The sequence below is a fragment of the Arenibacter echinorum genome (assembly GCF_003259375.1).
Classification (GTDB): domain Bacteria; phylum Bacteroidota; class Bacteroidia; order Flavobacteriales; family Flavobacteriaceae; genus Arenibacter; species Arenibacter echinorum.
Map to the genome: position 1 here is coordinate 468,638 of NZ_QLLN01000003.1, position 16,433 is coordinate 485,070.

The window sequence follows — 16,433 nt, forward strand, 5'->3', positions numbered from 1 at the left end:
TTATAACAAATTCATAATGATTACAGGGAAAAACTATATTGGAGTAGATACATCGGCCAAAAACAGTAGAATATATTCAACTTTCAATCCAAAATTAAATAAACCGACGGAATGGGTTTTCCATGAGGCTTCCCAAGAAGAGGTTAATGCCGCAGTAGAAAAGGCAGCAATTGCATTTGAAACCTATCGCAAATTCCCAGACAGCAAAAAAGCCGAATTTTTAAAAGCTATTGCCAGTGAAATTGAAGCCTTGGGCGATGAATTGATTTCGGTTTATGTCCAGGAATCGGGATTACCCGAAGGCAGGGCAAAAGGAGAACGGGGAAGAACTATGGGGCAACTGCGGGCTTTTGCCACCTTATTGGAGGAGGGCTCTTGGGTAGAGGCCACTATAGATACCGCACAGCCGGATAGGGAGCCATTGCCAAAAGTAGATATTAGAAAAATGTTGCTTCCCATTGGTCCCATTGCCGTATTTGGCGCCAGTAATTTCCCATTGGCGTTTTCAACAGCAGGGGGAGATACCGCCAGTGCTTTGGCCGCAGGCTGCCCTGTAATTGTCAAAAGTCACCCAATGCATGCCGGCACAGGAGAGTTGGTCGCCTCGGCTATTGCCAAAGCAGCAAAAAAAACAGGTATGCCCGACGGCGTTTTCTCCAACCTAAATAGTAGGGATTCGGATGTAGGGCAATTATTGACCTTGCACCCAAAAGTGAAAGGTGTTGGTTTTACAGGTAGTACCAATGGAGGAATGGCACTCTATAAATTGGCCTCTCAAAGAAAAGAGCCAATCCCGGTTTTTGCCGAGATGGGCAGTATTAATCCAGTAGTGGTGCTACCTTCTGCCTTGGAGCAAAAAGGGTCCGAATGGGCTGCTCAATACGCAGGGTCCATTGTACTGGGAGCTGGACAATTTTGCACTAACCCAGGACTTATAATAGGTATTAAAGGACAGGCCTTGGATGGTTTTATAACCAACTTGGGCAATGAAATAGAAAAATTGGAACCTACTTGTATGTTGCACCCCAACATTTACGAAGGTTACGAAAAAGGAAAAAAGGAATTATCCTCCCAGCCCAAAACATCAGAAGTAGCTTCTTTTAAAGGTGAAGTTGCCCCTAATTTTGCCGAACAAAAAATATTAACGGTTGCTGCGAAAGACTTTTTGGAGAATCCTGTGCTACATAGGGAGGTTTTTGGTCCGTTTTCAATTCTTGTCCAATGTCAGGACAAAGCCGAATTGGTTACCGTAATCCAAAATTTGGAAGGACAATTGACAGGAACTATTCTAGGGACGGAGAACGAAATAAAAACCAGTCCAGAGGTAGTCAATGCTTTGGTAAATAGGGTAGGGCGTATCATTTTTAATGGTGTGCCCACCGGAGTGGAAGTGTGCCCGTCCATGATGCATGGAGGCCCATTTCCGTCCACAACGGACAGCAGATTTACCTCCGTTGGAACATCGGCCATTAGACGATGGGTAAGGCCAGTGTCTTTCCAAAGTTGGCCTGAAGAATTATTACCTGATGCCCTAAAAAATAATAATCCCTTGGACATTATGAGGCTAGTAAACGGTGAGCACACCAAACAGAAGTTCTAGCAAAATGGGCAGAAAAACATTTTTTTGTGTGGATGCCCATACCTGCGGTAATCCTGTTAGGGTTGTTGCCGGGGGAGGACCAAATCTCCTAGGTCTGGACATGAGCGAAAAACGTCAACATTTTTTAAAGGATTTCGACTGGATTCGTAAAGGGCTAATGTTCGAACCACGCGGACATGACATGATGAGTGGAAGCATTTTTTACCCGCCTTCAGATCCTTCCAACGATTTTGGCATTCTATTTATAGAAACCAGTGGCTGTCTCCCCATGTGCGGTCATGGCACCATAGGGGCTATTACCATAGGGATAGAGGAAGGTCTTTTATCCCCAATGGAACCCGGAAAAATAAGAATGGAAACTCCTGCTGGCTTGGTAAATATTCAATATCAGCAAACTGGTAAAAAGGTGGATTGGGTAAAATTAACGAATGTTAAATCATACCTGGCCGCATCCGATCTTACTGTGATTTGTTCTGATTTAGGTGAACTTGTTTTTGATGTCTCCTATGGGGGCAACTATTATGCTATTATTGACCCCCAAAAGAATTTTAAGGGCATTCAGGATTACTCCGCAGGCAAGTTGGTACAGTACAGTCAAGAAATAAGGGAGAAAATAAATCTTAAATATCCCAACAAGTTTATCCATCCAGAGAACCCTACCATCAATAGTGTTAGTCATATCGAATGGACCGGCAACACCATATCACCGGAGGCCACTGCAAGAAATGCTGTTTTCTATGGGGACAAGGCTATAGATAGGTCTCCCTGCGGCACTGGCACCTCTGCCCGAATGGCACAATGGCACGCCAAGGGTAAGTTAAAAGTAGGGGATGAGTTTATCCATGAAAGCTTTATTGGATCACAATTTATTGGGAAAGTGGAAGAAGAAACTACTTTGGCTGGAATAAAGGCCATCATCCCCAGTATTAAAGGATGGGCACAGGTTTATGGCTACAACAATATCATCATTGATGATGATGATCCCTATGCCCACGGTTTTCAAGTAATTTAATATCATGGAAAAAGATGTTTTGATCATAGGTGGGGGAATTGTTGGACTCTGTTCTGCCTATTTTTTACAAAAAGAGGGTCATAAGGTTACTGTATTGGACAAATCCGATATTACTTCCGGTGCGTCTTTTGTCAACGCTGGATATATTACCCCAAGCCATATTATTCCTTTGGCCTCTCCAGGAATGATTTCAAAAGGAATTAAATGGATGTTCAATTCGTCCAGTCCATTTTATATGCAACCCCGCTGGGATACCGATTTTTTTAAATGGTCATGGTATTTCCATAAATCCTCCACTAAAGAAAAAGTAGCCTTGGCAATACCCTTGATCAAGGAAATAAATATTATTAGCAGGGAACTTTTTACCTCGATAAAGAACAGTGGGGATCTTGAGGATTTTCAACTGGAACGCAAGGGTTTACTTATGCTTTATAAAACCGAAAAGGAAGGTGAACATGAAATGCAGGTTGCCGAAAAGGCTTCGTTTTTAGGCCTTGAGGTTAGCTCATTGAACAAAAAAAAACTGGATTTACTTCAACCTAACGTTACCATGGACGTCAAAGGAGCTGTACATTATGAATGCGACGGACATACCACTCCAACGGAGTTCATGAAAAAAATGCTGGATTACTTGAAGAGGAGCGGGGTAATTGTTAAGACGAATGAAGAGGTCATTGACTTATCCACTGAAAATGGCCGAATAACAAAGGTAACTACCAATAAGAATATCTATTCCCCTGAAGAAGTTGTCTTGGCAGCAGGGTCTTGGAGCGATAATTTATCAAAGAAATTGAAAATTAAACTTCCTATACAGGCAGGGAAGGGCTACCGGATAAATGTACCTAGACCTATAGGGATCACCATTCCGGCCATATTGATGGAAGCCAAGGTAGCGGTAACACCAATGACGGAATATACCCGTTTTGCCGGCACCATGGAATTTTCGGGAATCAACGATGTTATTAGAAAAGAACGGGTTGAAGCCATAGCGAAAGCCACCACCGAATTCTATCCGGAAATAAAAATAAATGAGGTAGAAAAAGCTGACGCCAAGAGTGGATTACGCCCGGTTTCGCCAGACGGATTGCCCTATATTGGCAAGAGTAGCGCTTTTAAAAATTTAACGGTTGCAACAGGGCATGCCATGATGGGTTGGAGTCTTGGCCCTGTGACCGGAAAATTGGTTTCGGAAATAATATCGGATAAAAAAACATCAATGGATATAAACGGTTTTTCCCCCAATAGACGATTCTAGTCTTTAGAACCCAAAAAATGGTCTCAACTTAAAGAATCCGCCGCCATTTCACAATTCAAAAAAAATCCAAATCATGAAAACGATCATAATTATGTCCGTTTTCATGATTTGGAATATTGATATTTAAAACTTTACCTTTTAAAAGGTAGACCATTGTTTACTATTCACTTCCCCCGGTCTCACTCAGTAAATTAAATCCTCCTTTAATTATGACCTGATCGCTATCCTTTAAATCACCCATTTCCGTAATGGCCGTATATCCATTATAGCTATCTCCTATAACAACAGCTTTATTCTCAAAAACATACCCCTCATTCCCTTCCGAGACCAGGGACAAAACGTATTGGTTATTATCCTGAACAACAAAACTCTCATTGGGCAAAGCATTACTACTCTGATTAGAGGTAATAATAGCTGCTTCCACAAACATGCCAACAGCAAAATTATGGTTTTCATCATCGTGCAAATGACCGTGTACTTGTACCGTTCTGCTATCCGAATCAATGGAAGTACCCACCAAATATACCTCGGCCTCATAATACTCCTGTGAGGCCTCCGAAATCTTAAATCGTATTATTTGGCCTTTTTTGACTTTCATGATATCCTTTTCGAAGACGGACAACTCCAGGTGGATATGGTCTGTGTTTACAATTTCCATAATCTCATCGGCAGGGGAAACATACATCCCCTTACTAACATTTACTTTGGTTATGCTACCATCTATTGGGGCAAAAATGGTTGTCTCTGATGCCAAAATTCCCTTTTCAACATTTTCGGGAGATATATTTAACATTTTTAGTTTTTGCCGTAAACCGTTGTACCTAGCGAGATTGCGTTTGTATTCGCTCTCTGCCTTTAAGAAATTCTTTTGTGAAGTTATCTGCTCGGCAACAAGACTTTTTTGACGCTCAAACTCGGATTTAAGAAAATTAAGCTGTTCAAAGCTTTCCTGATATTCCTGTTGCATTTGAACAAATTCGGGATTTTCCAATGTAAGTAATGGCTGTCCTTTTTTTACCTTATTTCCGATCAGAAGGGGAGTTCTTTTTATATAACCTCCGGCAAAGGCACTTACTATCGCTTTGTTTTGAGGAGGAACGTCTATAGTTCCAGTAACCTCTACCTCCACTGGAAAGTTCTGTTGACTAAGGCGCCCCAATTCCATATTCTCTCCGTCAAACTGGGCTTTGGAAATGTTTATTTTGTTTGCCGATTGTTCACTTTCAGCACTATTGCTAGTACCGTTATTCTTTTCGCTTGAATCCCCACAAGCAGACAAATTGAAGAAAAGGATTGTTACAGGAATTATATATAGTAATCGTGACATAGTATTTATTTTATAAGTTTAAATAATTGATAGCAATGACCGTTTGATTATAGGCATTAAGATTCTCCAGATAAGTTAGGGTAATATTGTACCCATTTTCCATACTCAGTATGTATTGAAAAAAGTCTATTTCCCCGCTCTGATAGCTCAGGGTCGCTGTTTTTATAATTTCATCGGCAAGACCTTGCCCTTCAGTCTCATAATAGGCAAGTACTTCTTGATACTTTTTTAATTGTCCCATTAGTGACTGGTATTTGGTCCTTAGCTGAACAGTATAATCCTCGGCTTCTGCCCGGGATACCTCCTTGGCTATTTTAGCCGCCTTAATTTTGGAGGCATTACCACTAAAAAACAACGGAATTTTAATCCCCACTTGAAAACCATAAAGGTTCTCTCCCAAAGTGGAATTGGTTCCTTGGAAATAATTGAAGTTCAGATCCGGTAATAAATATTGTTGCTCCAGAGTACTTTTTGCTTGGAACATTTTTGTTCTATTTTCAAAAAACGACATCCCTGCATTATTTTCGATATTCACATCCATTTTCTGAAGTTTTTCCATGGGCATCGTCATAACCAAAAGGGTAGAATCTGGTTGCACCGTTTTAATGAGTTCTTGATACGCCAAATTGGCATCTTCAACTGCTTTTTTGTATAGTGTCTGAAGTTCTCTTTGCTTGGCCTGTGCCGTTATTTTTTCCAAATAATTACTTTCACCAAGTTCAAACCTTCGTTGGGCGGAATAGGAAAAGCGTTCATACAGATCATTTAGTTCACTATAGGTCTTTTCCTTTTGCCTTGCGTATTGCAATCCGTGATAATTGGAAGCTAATTCCTGTTCCAGGATTCGCTTTTTCCGTTCATAGCCACTACTTTCAATATGGTAATTGGCCTTATTGACTCCTTTTTCCGCAAAATAAACGGTTGGAAACAGGAAGTTCTGCTGAATGCCAAATACCTCCAAGGGTTTGTTATTGATGGCAATATTATTTTGATCGTAATGATAATATAGGTCTGTCTTATCAAAATTAAAGGCACTACCAATAAGTGCTTTGGATTCATCCACCTTAAGTTTCGATGCCCTTAGTCCAGAATTGTTACTTAAGGCCAAGGTGTGAATTTCATCAAAATTGAGTCCAGTCTCCTGTGCCTGAACACCACTGACACCAACGAAGAAGAGTATTGCCAAACTTAGAACCTTAACACTGTTATTGGAATTGAGCGTCTCCTTTTTATCTTTTAAATGAAAAATAGAGTAGAGTATGGGCAATACCACCAAGGTTAATATAGTGGCGGTAATAAGCCCTCCAATAACCACTGTAGCAAGTGGCCTCTGCACCTCTGCGCCTACGTTAGTGGAAATAGCCATTGGAAGGAATCCCAGTGCGGCAGCGGAAGCGGTCAGCAAAACTGCTCTTAGCCGATCTTTTGATCCTTGTATAATAAGTTCGTCCGAATCTTCCATACCTGCATGTTTTAATTCTTTAAAATGTTCTATCAATACAATTCCATTAAGAACGGCAATCCCGAAAAGGGCTATAAAACCAACGCCGGCAGAGATACTAAATGGCATGTCCCGTACAAACAATAGAAGTATTCCACCTACGGCCGCCAAAGGAATGGCCGAGTAAATAATCAATGCCTCCCTTATGGAACTAAATGCAAAATAGAGCAATATTAGAATGAGTACCAACGCCACTGGAACTGCAATTTTTAGTCGGTCTTTGGCACTTTGTAAATTTTCGAATTGCCCCCCGTAGGTGATGGTGTAGCCGGTAGGTAGTTTTACATTCGTTTCGATCAGCTTTTGAACATCATCCACTACCGACTGAAGGTCCCTATTTCTAACATTGATACCCACTACTATCCTGCGTTTGGTATCGTCCCTTGAGATTTTGGCCGCTCCGGTCGTATAGGAGATTTGGGCCAACTCCCCTAAAGGAACCTTACCGGCCGACGGGGTGTCCACATACAAATTCTTCAGATTGGAAATATCCTGTCTACTTTTTTGATCCAGCCTCAGGGTTAGGTCAAATCGCTTTTCTCCTTCAAAGACGCTCCCTAGATTGGTCCCGGCAAACCCCATGGAAATAAGACCGTTCAAATCGGCAATATTAAGACCATATCTGGCAATTTTTGCTCTGTCGAATTTTACGTTCATTTGCGGAAGTCCTGCAATTTTCTCTACCGTTATGTCTGCCGCACCCTCCACATTCTGAATAAGGTTTCTTATTTCATTTCCTTTTTTATTCAAGATTTCCAGGTCATCACCGAAAACTTTAATGGCAATATCCGCACGGACCCCCGTAATAAGCTCGTTAAAGCGCATTTCAATGGGCTGGGTAAATTCTACCTCCATACCTGGGATCACTGCCAAGGCCTCCTTAAATTTATCTGCCAATTCATCCTTGCTCTCTGCAGAAACCCATTCCTTTTTGGATTTTAGGATAATGATTACATCACTCTCCTCCATAGACATAGGGTCTGTAGGTACTTCTGCCGCACCAATTCTGGTAACCACTTGTTTTACCTCCGGGAAATTATCCAGGAGAATCCGTTCTATCTTGGTGGTAATTGCAACAGTTTCGCTCAAAGAGGTTCCTGTTTTTAAAACGGGCTGTATCACAAAGTCACCCTCATCCAGGGTAGGCACAAATTCTCCGCCCATTGTGGTGAACAGGTATATGGACCCCCCCAATAGCAACACGGAAATGGCCAACACCAATTTTTTCTTTTTAAGTGCCCAACGAATAATGGGATCATAAGACCTATTAAGAAAATTCATCAGTCGTACCGAAATATTTTTAGGGGAAGAGGTAGAAGGTTTTATAAATATGGAGGCGGCCACCGGAACATAGGTAAAACATAGGATCATGGCACCTATTAAAGCAAAACTAAATGTTAGGGCCATGGGTTTAAACATTTTTCCTTCAACACCGCTCAATGATAGAATTGGAATAAACACTATTAATATGATCAGCTGGCCAAAAATGGCGGAGTTCATCATTTTGGAAGCACCATTAAAAGTGATTTCATTTTTTAGTAGCTGTCGGTCCTTTGTACCCAACAGTTGCAATTCTCCCTTCTTAGCGGTTATTTGAAAAGCTATGAACTCAACAATAATAACTGCTCCATCTATAATAATCCCAAAGTCTATGGCCCCTAAGCTCATAAGGTTGGCATCTACCCCAAAAATATACATTAAGGAGAGCGCAAATAGTAAACAAAGAGGAATTACGGAAGCCACTACCAAACCGGATCGTAGATTTCCGAGTAATAAGACGACTACAAAAATAACGATCAAACAACCTAGAATCAAGTTTTCAGCAACGGTAAAAGTTGTTTTGCCAATAAGCTCGCTACGTTCCAAAAATCCATTTATAAAAACACCTTCGGGCAAGGTCTTGGAAATAGCGTCTATTCGTTCATGAACGGCATCAATAACCTTTTTGGAATTGGCATCCTTAAGCATCATTACCTGCCCTAAAACCTTTTCTCCTTCACCATTTCCAGTAATGGCGCCAAAGCGGGTGGCACTACCGAAACCAACCTCCGCTATATCCTTAATATAAATAGGGAGATTGTTCGTTGATTTAACCACAATGTTTTCAATATCCTTAAGTGAAGTAATAAGACCTTCGCCCCGAATAAAGTAGGCCTGGTTTACTTTTTCAATATAACCTCCTCCTGAAACGCTGTTATTTTTCTCCAAGGCCGTAAAAATATCGGCAGTGGTTATATTCATAGCGTTCAACTTTTGGGTATTAATGGCTACTTCATATTGTTTTAAATAGCCGCCCCAAGTATTCACTTCAACCACCCCCGGAATTCCAGAAAGTTGCCTCTTTACCACCCAATCCTGAATGGTACGCAGGTCCATAGCCGAATACTTGTCCTTGTACCCAGGCTTGGTATCCAGGATGTACTGATAAATTTCGCCAAGACCAGTTGTGATCGGGCCCATTTGGGGAGTACCGAAACCTGCAGGGATTTTCTCTGAGGCCGAAATTAATTTTTCGGAAATTAACTGACGGGGCAAATAGGTTCCCATATTGTCTTCAAAGACAATGGTAACCACCGAGAGTCCAAATTTTGACACCGAACGTATTTCAACAACGCCAGGCAAATTGGCCATTTCCAGTTCCACTGGATAGGTTATGAATTGCTCCATATCCTGGGTGGACAAATTTTGGGAGGTGGTTATTACCTGTACCTGATTGTTGGTGACATCGGGAACAGCACCAATGGGTATCTGGGTTAAGGAATACAGTCCAAAACCTATAATAAATAATGTGAGTAAAAAGACAATTAATTTGTTCTTTACACTGAATTGTATAATTTTAGATAACATAATTCATTGATAAAAAGATTGCAAGCTATTGCAAAACAGCTTGTTAAATAATGATTTAAATCAGTAATGAATTATGTAGTCTTGGGGGGTTGGAAAATATCGGAATTCTCTAGTTGGCCGTAAGACTCTTGATAAAAAAAGTTTGAACTAGTATCTGCCACTTGAGGCGTTTTAGGTACCATAAAATCCGCTCCGTTCAGTACAAACGCGTTGGAATAATGTGAGCAGGTTTGATGATTGAAGGGCAATTCTTCATGGTCCTTCTGTTCTTCCCTATGTTCCAAATCGTGCTGGGTTTTAAGTTCCCCATAATGTTTGGAAATAAAAACAAACAAGTTGTCCCCGTATTTTTGCTTGTGGAACTGGGCATGGGTCAAGAAATCATCCAATTGGGCAACATCTACCATATCCAAATTAAAACTTTGGAACAATAATAAAATAGACAACGTTATGGAAAATAATTTGCTCATTTACAAAGTAAAGATACAAAATAATTAGCGCTACAAATAAAAGCTGTTAATTAACTTTTTGCTAAATGTTATTCAATGACTACCAAAGCTTTGATCAAGGCCTCTTTTTTATGCCTGCTCAAAGGAATAACCTGTTCGTTTATTTCTACCGTTGAACCGTTAAAATTTTCAATTTTTTCCAGATTAACGGTATAGGATTTATGGATTCTAAGAAACTTTTCCTTGGGCAATTGTTTGGCAAAGGCCTTCATGGTAGAGAGTATTAAAGTCTTTTTCTCAATAGAGATAACTTTTACATAATCGCCATAAGCTTCTATCCATAAAATCTCGTTCAGAAATAATTTCGTTTTCTTAAGATTACTATTTACATATATATACTCAAGCTCGATCTCCTCTGCATTTTCAAGTTCAAATTTGCTGATTGCCTTTCTAATGGAAACATCGAATCGGGTTTTATCCAATGGCTTCTGTAAATAGTCGGTTACATCATAATCGAACGCCTTCATAGCATAATTGGGGCTTCCCGAAACAACTATAACCTGAGGTTTGTGCTCCATAGATTCCAAGAAATCAAATCCGTTAAAGCCCGGCATTTCAATGTCCAGAAAAATTAAATCAACAGTATTATTGCCAATGTCCTTTTTGGCATCTAAACCATTATCGTATTCATTTATAAGATCCAGCTTGGAATGTTCCTTTATAATCTTGGCAACAGCACGTCGTTGCACGGTAGAGTCGTCTATTAAAATGCATTTTAATTTGGTGTTTTTCATGGTCGAAATTTAATTAAACTACCACAAAGTATTAAAGTTGACCAATGCCCAAGAATAGGGTGCAGTCCAAATTTCCCGCTACCGTCTGTAACAGGAATATTAACAACTTTAATGCCCAGGGTTAGTGTTTGGCATTTTATAAGGAACAAATATACAGTATGTTATACTAAAAATAATTCTAAATTATTATAAATCTCTCAGCCCAAATATAATAAGGCCTAACACAATAAAATGCTTAAATAGGCGAATCAAAAAAATGGTTTTTGAGGTTCGATAAATGAAACATCAACCCAAAAAAGCAACCATTTTATATTGCAGCGCGATAAAAAAACTTATGGTGTTTAAATCAAGTATATTTCAGTTACCATATTGAAAATATGTGAGGAATATCTGTTTTCTCTACCGCCTATTAATGTACTATTTAAGGATAAAGTAAAATATACCAATAAAGCACTGATAATGATTTACATACACCCTTTGAATATGTTTTTTTTGAATTATCTTTATGATATCTTTCCCCGAATCCAAACTTAGCAATCATAGAAAAGATTTTGAAAAATTAATCATAATTGTAACCCTAAATCTCATTATTATGAAAGTACATCCTTATTTAAATTTTGATGGTAGGGCAGAGGAAGCTTTTAATTTCTATAAATCTGTTTTTGGAGGCGAGTTTCTGGCCTATATAAAAATGTCAGAAGTCCCTGAGGGCGACAAACTCTCTAAGAAAGAACAAAACCTTACCATGCATATTTCATTACCAATTGGGAAGGACACTGTTTTAATGGCTTCGGATTTATTGCCTTCGGCCGGACAGGTTTTACAACCAGGTAGCCAGACCTACCTCATGTTGACTACAGAAAGCAGACAGGAAGCGGATAGTTTATTCAATGGACTTTCCAAAGGAGGTAGTGTTGAAATGGCAATGGACGATATGTTCTGGGGCGATTATTTTGGAAGTTTCATTGACAAGTTCGGCATTCGATGGATGATCAGTTTCAACGAAGAACAGTCTGTATAAGTCATTTACTTAAGGATTTTGGAGCTCCAGTAAGACCTTTACCTTTAAATACATACATAGTTGTAAATCAACTTATTAAAACAATTACAGTAACCTTTCAATTTAATAAAATATGTTATGCCCCATATAAAATTAAACAGTTCCGCAAAAGAAGTTAGCTCATACATTGCCAACTGTCCGGTAATGGTACAGGATGTTTTGGAAAAATTGCGAAGTACCATCCGAGAAGCTGCTCCCGAGGCAGAAGAAATGATAAGTTACAAGATGCCAGCCTATAAATACCATGGTATGTTGGTGTACTTCGCTGCCTTCAAAAATCATATCGGATTCTATGCCACGCCCACAGGTCATACAGAATTTGAAAAAGAATTGGCACCGTATAAACAAGGTAAAGGCTCGGTTCAATTTCCATTAAACCAACCCTTGCCCTTACCATTAATTTCCAAAATTGTAAAATTTAGAGCACAGGAAAACCTGGCCAACTTTAAAAATAAGGAGAACAGTAAAAAGTAAATTTTTAGTTATTGGATGAAATACACCCAAAGGGGCAAACCCTTAAAAAATAGGCCCTAAACCACAAAAAAATTGTTGGTACCTGAATTCAAACCCACTTCATTTTCAATAAAAATTTTCAATTTCCTACCTTAGTGGCTACATTTAATGATTAAACCCAAAATATAAAAGAGGAACATATTAGCCCATAGCCCAATGCTGCGGTTTTGTTATCTTCCATTTTGTTTTTATTATGACTTTTTAAAGACTAATTTTGGCATATGATGAAAAACTACTTGGCCCATTTTCTTTTGTGTATTTGCATTGTTCTAGGCGTTGTTTTCCCTACAGGCCTATCTGCCCAAGAAATTAAGGTGTTTTCCGTACAAGATTTTGATTTAAACGGACCGGTCAAATCTTGTTTGGTGGCAACCGATTACGGAAAGGAAGAATATGACTTTAATGAAGATGGTCTTCTAACAAAGGCCGTTACCCGTTATAGCGATACAGATTATGACATCACAATTTATAAGTTGGATGGCTCGGAACTTTTGGAAAAACGGCTAGAAAATTACAGGGACGGTGTTTTCGTCAAGAACACCTCCATTGCCAATTTATACGAATTGGATACCACAGATGGCAAAAAGATTACCGAAAAAATAATTTCATACAATAAGGAGTTTTTGGATCAATATGAATACAGCTATGGAGAGGAAGGGAAGCTCTCCACCATAAAGCGTACCAATGACAGCGGTATTGACGAAACTGCCCTAAAATATGAAGTCTACAAAGGTGAGCTTACCAAGACTTATTATTTGAACGATATTATTTTCAAATCCATTAGAACCTCAAAAATAAAGGGTAAAGACAATACCATCCATAAATTAATTCTGACCAAGGAATTTTTGGAAGGTCTACCTCAAAAGGCCGTGGAACAAACTTATGATAGCAATAACAGGTTGGTATCGGAAAAAAAGTTTATTTACAACGATGGTCAAAAAACATTTATTCCCACCGAGAGTATTATCTACTCTTACAACGACAAGGGGATGCTTACTTCACTAAAAACGATAAAAGGCAAATCAGTAACCGTCCAAGAATTTATTTACCAATATGATAGCCATGATTCCGGCAATTGGATAAAACAGATCATTACCCCTGATAACACTTATAAAACCAGAAAGATTAAATACTACGAAAAGGAACCCTTACAGGAAGTGAAATCGTAAATACTTCAGGTTTCATCGTATTGATATACTTCAAAATAAGGCCTTATAAAAAAAACTATACATTTTTACCTCTGAAAAAAGTTTGGGAATTAGATGAAAAACCACCAGACTTTTGTCTCCGTTCATAAAATCCTGCCATCGGAATCAATTTTTAGATTTTTTTTCGAATTGTTTTTTCTCAGTTGTAATTGATAGACTTTGGTAGCACCTTTGCCATGATAGTAAGTAACCCTATAAAGATCTTTATGGATTGTCCAATCGGGGTATTTCATTTGAATGCTATTTCGTACAGGTTGGGGCGGTGTTACGTCCTTAAACTTTTCCAAAGTAGATAAAACGTGTCCTGTGGCATCATAAGTGGCTATTATACTGCCATTGGTTTGGGAAAAAATAACTTGATAAACCTCAAAGTCCTTTTTGTAATCCGGGTCTTTCCGTATATCATAGGTGGCAGCTTCGGACTGTAGGTTTTGGACATAATCTGGAGAGGTCTCGGCAAGTACCATATTACGATAGGAATGGTTTAAGATGGGTGAGATAGTTACTTCTTCCAGTTTAACGGCCTTAATCTCTTGTTGGGTATACCCAGAATACGTAAAGCACAGAATAACAGCAATAATCGATAATTTGTTCATGATGGTTGAATTTTAAAGTTTCACTTTAAATTTAGACCATCTAAATATCCTGAGCTGCTACCTGGGTAGCAGCTCAGGATATTTAACAAAGCTTTATGACAGGTTGGGTAAAAATTCTTTTTCATGAGGGGGTTTCTCTGAAAGGACTTGAAGTTTATGAAATAGTAAGGGCAAGTTTATCATTTCTATATTACCTCCTTCAATGTTCAATATTCCAATTGCCTTAAAATCTTGTAGGTGACGGTTTAAAACAGCCCTTGTAGTACCTATTAAACCTGCTAGGATGCTGTTGGAAAGACCGTTGATCAGTTCTATTTTGTTCGTCTTTATATTAAAATTTTCTATCAATAATTTCGCTAAGCGGGAAGAAGTATCCATTGAGCAAAGGTCAAATACCCTGTCCTCTAATTTCTCGGTCTTTTTGACCAAATAGTTCACTATAGGTCCAATAATTTTTGGATTTTCGTCCATCCATAGTCGCATATCCTCCATGGAAATGTAAATTAATTCTGAGGACGACAAAACTTCATAGAACAAACGGCTCGCATGACCTTTCAAAAGGGTGCATATATTAAAAAAATCATTCTTTATCAAAATGTTTTGAATGAGTTCCTTGTTCTGGTTAATTTCATACTGATATTCCTTTATTTTTCCAGAAATTACAATGTAAAATCTATGTAAGGTATGGTCGCTGTCCAAAATACATGTTTTTTTGGGCCATATTTGATTCTTTGAAATTTCGAGGAGGGTCTTTAGGGAGTCATTTGGAAGGTCGGCAAACAGAATGTTTTCCCTTAAAGTTTCGAAATAGCATCCATATTGTAATAATCCTTGGTTCATAAAACTAGATTTAACTTTATACGAATTGACAAGGAGGGAATTATGAAATTCTTTAAAAGCAAGCAGTAGCCATTGAGTTAAACTACTTCATTAGTATTAAAAAGTAAAATAAAATTACGAGAAAATTCTTTTACTTTTCACTTAAAAATGATTTCATTGACAAAATAATTGGAGTCCTAAAATGGTAGCTCCCAAATACCTAATAACTCCATTCCTCCTTTAGAAGGCCATAGCAGCAGGTATTTCTTTTATGTCCATCCAGCAGATAAACGTTTTTACGCAAAATGCCTTCCAATTTCGCTCCCAATTTTTCAACTGCTTTGCGGGACTGAACATTACGCTCATCAATTCTAAATTCAACTTTTTCAAAATGCATTTCATTAAAAGCGTAATTGAGCATTAGAAGTTTCGCCTGACCATTTAGGCCAGTACCTTGAAATTCCCTTCCTATCCATGTGGAACCTATTTCAAGAACCTTATTTTTTATATCAATATTCATAAATCGGGTACTTCCCGCATACTTTTCACTCCTTTTGTCATAGATAATGAAAGGCCTCGCCAAAAAAACTCTTTCTTTCTCCAGGACTTGCTCCACATATTTTTTTAGAGCTTCGGGAGTCTCAATATCCGAAGGGGAATATTGAACAAGTTTTTCCTGACCGGCAATAGGCAGTAAATGATGGTAGTTGCTTAGTGATAAAGGCGCCAGTTTCACAAAATCGTTTTCCAGAATTGGGGTAAAGCTTTTCATTGAATTAGACTTATTAAAATATCCTTTTTTATTTCATGTCCACCATCAAATTTAATCAATTCGGCTTTTCCGCTAAATAGCGATTCCAACTTTTCCTTCTCTTTTTCGAGACGGGATTCCGATATAAATTCATCCTTATTGCCCAACACCAATTTTATCTTGGCATTTTTGGCAAGTAAAAATTTAAAATCCTCAGGAGTAAGTTCCTCTGGAATACCGCCTGCATATAATATCAATTGATCAAGGCTTATTTTACTTTTCGCGGTCCAACGAGTGGCTATGGATACCCCCTGGGAAAAGCCCAATACAATTAGCTGGCAATGGGCGGGTATTTTTTCCGAGGCAAACAAATTATCCATATAATTTAGAACATTCGTCGTTTCCAAAACCGTGTTCTCCTTTGTAAGCCAACTAGCCCCTACATACTTAAAATCCTTGTTCAAATAATATTTTGAGGGGGCTTGTGGAGCAATAATATAATTCTCCTCCTTGGGCAGATCATTAAAATATTTAATAAAATATCTGCTCAAAAACCCAATACCGTGAAATACTATCCAAACATTCCTGGTTTTTTCATTTAACACATTGATGGTACTGTAGGTATTGGCCGTTGTGTATGAAATTTGCTTTTCTTTGGGTTCCATAAATTTTGGGATAAGAAATAAAGTAACACAATTGTT

Annotated in this window: 14 protein-coding genes; 6 read left to right on the top strand and 8 right to left on the bottom strand. The window is 38.6% G+C overall.

Going from position 1 to position 16,433, the window contains the following annotated elements; all coding sequences use genetic code 11:
• Nucleotides 1–16 precede the first annotated feature (16 nt).
• Genes LV92_RS09105 through LV92_RS09115 form a run of 3 tightly spaced genes read left to right on the top strand, consistent with a single transcriptional unit; the run spans nucleotide 17 to nucleotide 3,867 of the window.
• Nucleotides 17–1,600: an aldehyde dehydrogenase (NADP(+)) gene (locus tag LV92_RS09105; RefSeq protein WP_111623331.1), complete on the top strand. Its 1,584-nt coding sequence runs from the start codon at nucleotides 17–19 to the stop codon at nucleotides 1,598–1,600.
• A gap of 4 nt (nucleotides 1,601–1,604) precedes the next feature.
• The gene (locus tag LV92_RS09110; protein ID WP_111623332.1) at nucleotides 1,605–2,612 is read left to right on the top strand and encodes a 4-hydroxyproline epimerase; all 1,008 of its coding nucleotides are present in this window, start codon (nucleotides 1,605–1,607) and stop codon (nucleotides 2,610–2,612) included.
• Nucleotides 2,613–2,616: 4 nt separating this feature from the next.
• Entirely contained in the window at nucleotides 2,617–3,867 is a 1,251-nt protein-coding gene (locus LV92_RS09115; RefSeq protein ID WP_111623333.1) for an NAD(P)/FAD-dependent oxidoreductase, read from the top strand.
• Between the two features lie 160 nt (nucleotides 3,868–4,027).
• Here the strand turns inward: LV92_RS09115 and LV92_RS09120 are convergent, their stop codons facing one another.
• The 4 genes from LV92_RS09120 to LV92_RS09135 all read right to left on the bottom strand — a co-directional run bounded on the left by LV92_RS09120 (nucleotide 4,028) and on the right by LV92_RS09135 (nucleotide 10,785).
• Entirely contained in the window at nucleotides 4,028–5,194 is a 1,167-nt protein-coding gene (locus tag LV92_RS09120) for an efflux RND transporter periplasmic adaptor subunit (RefSeq protein WP_111623334.1), read from the bottom strand.
• Nucleotides 5,195–5,204: 10 nt separating this feature from the next.
• Nucleotides 5,205–9,542 (bottom strand): CusA/CzcA family heavy metal efflux RND transporter, encoded by a 4,338-nt coding sequence (locus LV92_RS09125; RefSeq protein WP_111623335.1) that lies wholly within the window; start codon nucleotides 9,540–9,542, stop codon nucleotides 5,205–5,207.
• A 71-nt stretch (nucleotides 9,543–9,613) separates the two neighbouring features.
• Nucleotides 9,614–10,012, bottom strand: coding sequence for a hypothetical protein (locus LV92_RS09130; RefSeq protein WP_111623336.1), 399 nt, complete (start codon nucleotides 10,010–10,012; stop codon nucleotides 9,614–9,616).
• Nucleotides 10,013–10,080: 68 nt separating this feature from the next.
• Entirely contained in the window at nucleotides 10,081–10,785 is a 705-nt protein-coding gene (locus tag LV92_RS09135; protein ID WP_111623337.1) for a LytR/AlgR family response regulator transcription factor, read from the bottom strand.
• A gap of 592 nt (nucleotides 10,786–11,377) precedes the next feature.
• Here LV92_RS09135 and LV92_RS09140 point away from each other — a divergent pair.
• The 3 genes from LV92_RS09140 (at nucleotide 11,378) to LV92_RS09150 (ending at nucleotide 13,527) form a co-directional block, all read left to right on the top strand.
• On the top strand, nucleotides 11,378–11,806 hold the full coding sequence (locus tag LV92_RS09140; RefSeq protein WP_211322953.1) for a VOC family protein: 429 nt from the start codon (nucleotides 11,378–11,380) through the stop codon (nucleotides 11,804–11,806).
• A gap of 117 nt (nucleotides 11,807–11,923) precedes the next feature.
• The gene (locus LV92_RS09145; RefSeq protein WP_111623338.1) at nucleotides 11,924–12,319 is read left to right on the top strand and encodes an iron chaperone; all 396 of its coding nucleotides are present in this window, start codon (nucleotides 11,924–11,926) and stop codon (nucleotides 12,317–12,319) included.
• Between the two features lie 260 nt (nucleotides 12,320–12,579).
• Nucleotides 12,580–13,527 (top strand): hypothetical protein, encoded by a 948-nt coding sequence (locus LV92_RS09150; protein ID WP_111623339.1) that lies wholly within the window; start codon nucleotides 12,580–12,582, stop codon nucleotides 13,525–13,527.
• A 122-nt stretch (nucleotides 13,528–13,649) separates the two neighbouring features.
• Here LV92_RS09150 and LV92_RS09155 read toward each other — a convergent pair whose 3' ends face one another.
• The 4 genes from LV92_RS09155 to LV92_RS09170 all read right to left on the bottom strand — a co-directional run bounded on the left by LV92_RS09155 (nucleotide 13,650) and on the right by LV92_RS09170 (nucleotide 16,397).
• Entirely contained in the window at nucleotides 13,650–14,162 is a 513-nt protein-coding gene (locus tag LV92_RS09155; RefSeq protein WP_111623340.1) for a hypothetical protein, read from the bottom strand.
• 93 nt (nucleotides 14,163–14,255) lie between these two features.
• Nucleotides 14,256–15,002: a Crp/Fnr family transcriptional regulator gene (locus LV92_RS09160; protein WP_111623341.1), complete on the bottom strand. Its 747-nt coding sequence runs from the start codon at nucleotides 15,000–15,002 to the stop codon at nucleotides 14,256–14,258.
• Nucleotides 15,003–15,201: 199 nt separating this feature from the next.
• On the bottom strand, nucleotides 15,202–15,753 hold the full coding sequence (locus tag LV92_RS09165) for a GNAT family N-acetyltransferase (protein ID WP_111623342.1): 552 nt from the start codon (nucleotides 15,751–15,753) through the stop codon (nucleotides 15,202–15,204).
• Nucleotides 15,750–16,397, bottom strand: coding sequence for an alpha/beta hydrolase (locus LV92_RS09170; RefSeq protein ID WP_111623343.1), 648 nt, complete (start codon nucleotides 16,395–16,397; stop codon nucleotides 15,750–15,752). Before LV92_RS09170 ends, LV92_RS09165 begins: the two co-directional genes overlap by 4 nt.
• Nucleotides 16,398–16,433: the final 36 nt, after the last annotated feature.